Source organism: Pseudomonas sp. 05N432, assembly GCF_056396945.1.
Map to the genome: position 1 here is coordinate 1 of NZ_JBFTMM010000039.1, position 5,154 is coordinate 5,154.

6 protein-coding genes are annotated in these 5,154 nt (G+C 57.7%); 2 read left to right on the forward strand and 4 right to left on the reverse strand.

Annotated features, from left to right (window positions below; translation table 11 throughout):
- The 3 genes from AC1DHT_RS29040 to AC1DHT_RS29050 form a co-directional block, all read right to left on the reverse strand.
- On the reverse strand, positions 1 to 142 hold a 142-nt coding region (locus AC1DHT_RS29040), incomplete at its 3' end, for a proton-translocating transhydrogenase family protein (RefSeq protein WP_477761578.1).
- 15 nt (positions 143 to 157) lie between these two features.
- Positions 158 to 1,279 (reverse strand): Re/Si-specific NAD(P)(+) transhydrogenase subunit alpha, encoded by a 1,122-nt coding sequence (locus tag AC1DHT_RS29045; RefSeq protein WP_427547430.1) that lies wholly within the window; start codon positions 1,277 to 1,279, stop codon positions 158 to 160.
- Positions 1,280 to 1,389: 110 nt separating this feature from the next.
- Complete coding sequence (locus AC1DHT_RS29050; RefSeq protein WP_427547374.1) at positions 1,390 to 2,310, reverse strand: LysR family transcriptional regulator; 921 nt, start codon at positions 2,308 to 2,310, stop codon at positions 1,390 to 1,392.
- A gap of 157 nt (positions 2,311 to 2,467) precedes the next feature.
- Here AC1DHT_RS29050 and AC1DHT_RS29055 point away from each other — a divergent pair, with 157 nt between their 5' ends.
- Together AC1DHT_RS29055 and AC1DHT_RS29060 are read left to right on the forward strand one after the other, a co-directional pair.
- Positions 2,468 to 3,649 (forward strand): acyl-CoA dehydrogenase, encoded by a 1,182-nt coding sequence (locus tag AC1DHT_RS29055; RefSeq protein WP_054594978.1) that lies wholly within the window; start codon positions 2,468 to 2,470, stop codon positions 3,647 to 3,649.
- A gap of 13 nt (positions 3,650 to 3,662) precedes the next feature.
- Positions 3,663 to 4,883, forward strand: coding sequence for a CaiB/BaiF CoA transferase family protein (locus AC1DHT_RS29060; protein WP_427547377.1), 1,221 nt, complete (start codon positions 3,663 to 3,665; stop codon positions 4,881 to 4,883).
- On the opposite strand, the gene AC1DHT_RS29065 is transcribed toward AC1DHT_RS29060, so the two are convergent.
- Positions 4,861 to 5,154: hypothetical protein (locus AC1DHT_RS29065; RefSeq protein ID WP_442114835.1), on the reverse strand; the 294-nt coding region annotated here is incomplete at its 5' end. The two genes, AC1DHT_RS29060 and AC1DHT_RS29065, sit on opposite strands and share 23 nt — an antisense overlap.

Below are 5,154 nucleotides of genomic sequence, written 5' to 3' on the forward strand. Positions count from 1 at the left end.
ATATCGCCGAAATGGCGTTGGTCACCGCCATCAACGGGGTGTGCAGTGCGGGTGTAACGTTCCAGACCACGTGATAACCGACATAAATCGCCAGCACGAAGATGATCAGGTTGTAGATACCGGGGGAGATAAGCTCTTCCATCGTCTGAATTCCTGCTTAGGCGTTTTTGCGGATGACTTGGCCATCGCGGCACATCAGGCACGCGGCGACGATGTCGTCTTCGAGGTTTACTTCGAACTGACCTTCCTTGTTGAAGACCAGCTTCAGGAAGTCCAGCAGATTGCGGGCGTACAGCGCGGAGGCGTCTGCGCCGACCTGGGCGGCCAGGTTGGTCGGGCCGGCAATGGTCACGCCGTGCGCAACCACCACCTGGTCGGCCACGGTCAGCGGGCAGTTGCCGCCTTGCGCAGCGGCCAGGTCGATGACCACCGAACCGGGYTTCATCTGCGCCACGGTTTCAGCGCTCAGCAGCACTGGCGCCTTGCGGCCGGGAATCAGGGCGGTGGTGATGACGATRTCGGCCTGCTTGGCGCGTTCGTGCACGGCCAGGGCCTGACGCTGCATCCAGCTGGCTGGCATGGGGCGTGCGTAACCGCCGACACCAACGGCACATTCGCGCTCTTCATCGGTCTCGTACGGGACGTCGACGAACTTGGCGCCGAGGGATTCGATCTGTTCCTTCACCGCCGGGCGCACGTCGGACGCTTCAATCACCGCGCCCAGACGCTTGGCGGTGGCGATCGCCTGCARRCCYGCCACRCCGGCGCCGAGRATCAGCACGCGAGCGGCCTTCACGGTGCCSGCGGCGGTCATCAACATCGGCATGAAGCGCGGATAGTAATGGGCGGCCAGCAACACAGCTTTATAGCCGGCAATGTTGGCTTGCGAGGACAGCACATCGAGGCTYTGCGCGCGGGAAGTGCGCGGCGCRGCTTCCAGGGAGAACGCRGTAATSCCGCACTCGGCCAGCTTGGCAATGGTTTCATTGCTGAACGGGTTGAGCATGCCCACCAGCACGGTGCCGCGCTTGATSAGGGCCAGTTCGCTGTCGCTGGGTGCGACGACCTTGAGAATCAGCTCTGCGCCAAATGCCTCGTTGGCACTGCCAATCATTGCGCCTGCCGCTTCATAAGCACTGTCGACAACGCTGGCATTAATGCCGGCGCCGCTTTGCACAGTGACCTTATGACCCTGGCCGATCAGCTTCTTGATGGTTTCCGGGGTTGCAGCAACCCGCGTTTCACCGGTCTGGGTTTCGAGAGGAACACCAATGTGCACGTCAAATCTCCTGCTTGATCTTATTGACGATTGTGCCTCCTGAGGGTACAGTCTGCTGAAATGCGACAAATACTTATATCTGTAGTGCTTCAATTTAACTGACTACGAGGTCAATTTGTGGCGGATAAGCCCTGCCCTTCTAGGTTGTAGCTATGTGCCTGGTTAACTAGCCAATCGCGAAATGCGCGTAAAGAGGCTGATTCGACCTTTCGGTCAGGAATCATCAGGTAGTAGGCCTTGATGCTCGACAGGGCCTGAGAGTTGGCAATCACCAGTCGTTTCTCCGCCAGCTCACGCTGAATCAGGAACGGAGGGATCAGTGCGATGCCCATGTCATGCATTGCCGCCTGAGCCAGCATGGAGAATAGCTCGTAACGCGGACCTGTCATGTCGCGGGGGATATTCAGGTGCTGTGAGTCGAACCACTGGCGCCAGGCGTAAGGGCGTGTGGTCTGCTGCAGTAGCGGCAGGTCGGCAATCATTTCGGCGCTCAAGTGTGTGTGATCACCGAGTAATCTCGGGCTGCACACCGGCATCGGATTCTCGCCCATCAGCCTGTGGGATTCGGTACCGGGCCAATCGGCGTCACCAAAGTAAATCGCTGCGTCAAAGTCGGTGTCGGCAAACAGAAAGGGTCGTGTGCGGTTGGTCAGGTTGACCGTGACTTCCGGATGCTGCTGCTGAAAATCCTTGAGTCGTGGCAGCAGCCATTGAGTACCAAAGGTTGGCACGACCGCCAGTTCGATGACGTTAGCACCCTGCTGGCCCATCACTGACAGTGTGTCCCGTTCAACGGCATCCAGTTGCGTTGCTACGCGCCGGCTGTAGGAAAGCCCTGCTTCGGTCAACTTCACGCCGCGTCGTGAGCGTCGGAACAGTTCAACGCTGAGGAACTCCTCCAGGCTGGCGATCTGTCGGCATATCGCTCCTTGAGTCAGCGATAACTCTTGAGCGGCCTTGGTAAAGCTCTCATGGCGGGCTGCCGCTTCGAAGCTGATCAGTGCGGCAGTGCTGGGTATCTTCCTGCGCATGTACGACAACCTCACTAATAGTTGGCATAGGTGGCGTCTAAGGTCGTCACGGAGTGAGAAATTAGCACAACAGTATGCAAAATCCTCGTTTGCCCAATACGCAAGCGGCGCCTAGGATCAGTCCACGATATTTGACCTACTTCGCGAGGACTCTCTCATGGCCGGTAAAGCTAGCTTCAACTGGATCGATCCCCTGCTGCTGGATCAGCAGCTCACTGAAGAGGAGCGCATGGTGCGCGACAGCGCTGCCCAGTTTGCTCAGGACAAACTGGCACCCCGTATTCTTGAAGCGTTCCGTCATGAGAAAACCGACCCGGCGATCTTCCGCGAAATGGGTGAGATCGGCCTGCTGGGCGCGACCATTCCTGAGCAGTACGGCGGCAGCGGCCTGAACTATGTCAGCTATGGACTGATCGCTCGTGAGGTCGAGCGCATCGACTCCGGCTATCGCTCGATGATGAGCGTGCAATCTTCGCTGGTCATGGTGCCGATCAACGAGTTTGGTACCGAGGCGCAGAAGCAGAAATACCTGCCGAAACTCGCTACCGGTGAGTGGATTGGTTGCTTTGGTCTGACTGAGCCGAACCATGGTTCCGATCCGGGTTCGATGATCACTCGTGCACGCAAGGTGGAAGGCGGCTACAGCCTGACCGGCAGCAAGATGTGGATCACCAACAGCCCGATCGCTGACGTATTTGTGGTGTGGGGCAAGGATGACGCCGGCGATATCCGTGGCTTCGTCCTTGAGAAAGGCTGGAAAGGCCTGAGTGCTCCGGCGATCCACGGCAAGGTCGGTCTGCGTGCCTCCATCACCGGTGAGATCGTGATGGACAACGTATTCGTTCCAGAAGAGAACATCTTCCCGGATGTCCGCGGTTTGAAAGGCCCTTTTACCTGCCTGAACTCTGCCCGTTATGGCATCGCCTGGGGCGCTCTGGGTGCAGCCGAATTCTGCTGGCACACCGCTCGCCAGTACACCTTGGATCGTCAGCAGTTTGGCCGACCTTTGGCTGCCACCCAGTTGATCCAGAAGAAACTGGCGGACATGCAGACTGAAATTACCATGGCCCTGCAAGGTTGCCTGCGTCTGGGGCGTATGAAGGATGAAGGCACGGCTGCCGTCGAAATCACCTCAATGATGAAGCGCAACTCTTGCGGCAAGTCGTTGGACATCGCCCGTATGGCTCGCGATATGTTGGGCGGCAATGGTATCTCCGACGAATTTGGTGTTGCGCGTCATCTGGTCAACCTTGAGGTGGTCAACACCTATGAAGGGACTCACGACGTTCACGCGCTGATCCTGGGGCGTGCGCAGACCGGTCTCCAGGCGTTCTATTAATAGGAGAGCGGCCATGGGTGCGTTATCGCATTTGCGGGTACTGGATTTATCACGAGTACTGGCCGGGCCTTGGGCCGGCCAGATACTCGCGGATCTCGGCGCCGAGGTTATAAAGGTCGAGCGTCCGGGCAATGGTGATGATACGCGCGCCTGGGGGCCGCCGTTCCTTAAGGATGCTTACGGCGAGAACACCAGCGAGGCCGCTTATTACTTGTCGGCCAATCGCAACAAGCAGTCAGTGACTATCGACTTTACTCAGGCCGAAGGTCAGCGTCTGGTTCGTGAGCTGGCAGCGAAGTCCGATATCCTGATCGAGAATTTCAAGGTCGGTGGTCTGGCCGCTTATGGGCTGGACTACGAAACCCTCAAGGCGATCAATCCTGATCTGATCTATTGCTCGATCACTGGCTTCGGCCAGACCGGACCTTATGCCAAGCGTGCGGGCTACGACTTCATGATTCAGGGGCTCGGCGGCTTGATGAGCCTGACCGGGCGCCCTGAAGGTGATGAAGGTGCCGGGCCGGTGAAAGTCGGTGTAGCGCTGACAGACATTTTGACAGGGCTTTACTCGACAGTGGCGATCCTGGCGGCATTGGCGCATCGGGAGCATGAAGGTGGTGGTCAGCACATCGACATGGCGTTGTTGGACGTTCAGGTGGCGTGCCTTGCTAACCAGGCGATGAATTACCTGACTACCGGCATGGCTCCCAAGCGCTTGGGTAATGCTCACCCGAACATTGTTCCCTATCAGGACTTCCCGACCGCGGATGGTGATTTCATCCTGACGGTGGGGAATGACGGGCAGTTCCGCAAGTTCGCCGAAGTGGCTGGTCAGCCGCAGTGGGCGGATGATCCACGGTTCGCGACGAACAAGCTTCGTGTTGCGAATCGTGCGGTGCTGATTCCGCTGATTCGTCAGGCTACGGTCTTCAAGACCACTGCCGAGTGGGTGGCGCAGCTGGAGCAAGCGGGTGTGCCGTGCGGACCGATCAACGATCTGTCTCAGGTATTTGCCGATCCACAGGTCAAGGCGCGGGGTTTGGCGATCGAGCTTCCTCATGCGCTGGCTGGGGTGGTGCCGCAGGTTGCCAGTCCCATTCGCTTGTCCGAGACACCAGTGGAGTACCGAAGCGCCCCTCCTCTATTGGGTGAGCACACGCTTGAGGTTTTGCAGCGGGTGCTGGGGCTTGAGGCCGCCACCGTTGCTGCTTTTAAAGAAGCTGGAGTGCTCTGAGGGTTCCTTCTATATAGAGGCGGTGTTTTTCCTTCTCCATATAGAGGGGAAAACACTGTTTTTTCGGCTTTCTGCAACTCATTGATAGAAAAGCAAAATTAAGTGTTGACGGCAGATTCTGGAAGTCTATAATTCGCCCCACTTCCGGCGCAGTCGAAACGGAAAACTCCTTGGTAAACAAAGAGTTACGCAGTTTTCGGCAGCGGTTACGCTTCAGTTCATCGAAGTCCGAAGGAGTTGAAAGAGCGGTGTTGTTTGGCTCTTTTAACGG

Coding starts and splice junctions, on each gene's coding strand:
- AC1DHT_RS29050 (WP_427547374.1), bottom strand. CDS start 2,310: ATGCGCAGGAAGATACCCAGCACTGCCGCACTGATCAGCTTCGAAGCG.
- AC1DHT_RS29060 (WP_427547377.1), top strand. CDS start 3,663: ATGGGTGCGTTATCGCATTTGCGGGTACTGGATTTATCACGAGTACTG.
- AC1DHT_RS29055 (WP_054594978.1), top strand. CDS start 2,468: ATGGCCGGTAAAGCTAGCTTCAACTGGATCGATCCCCTGCTGCTGGAT.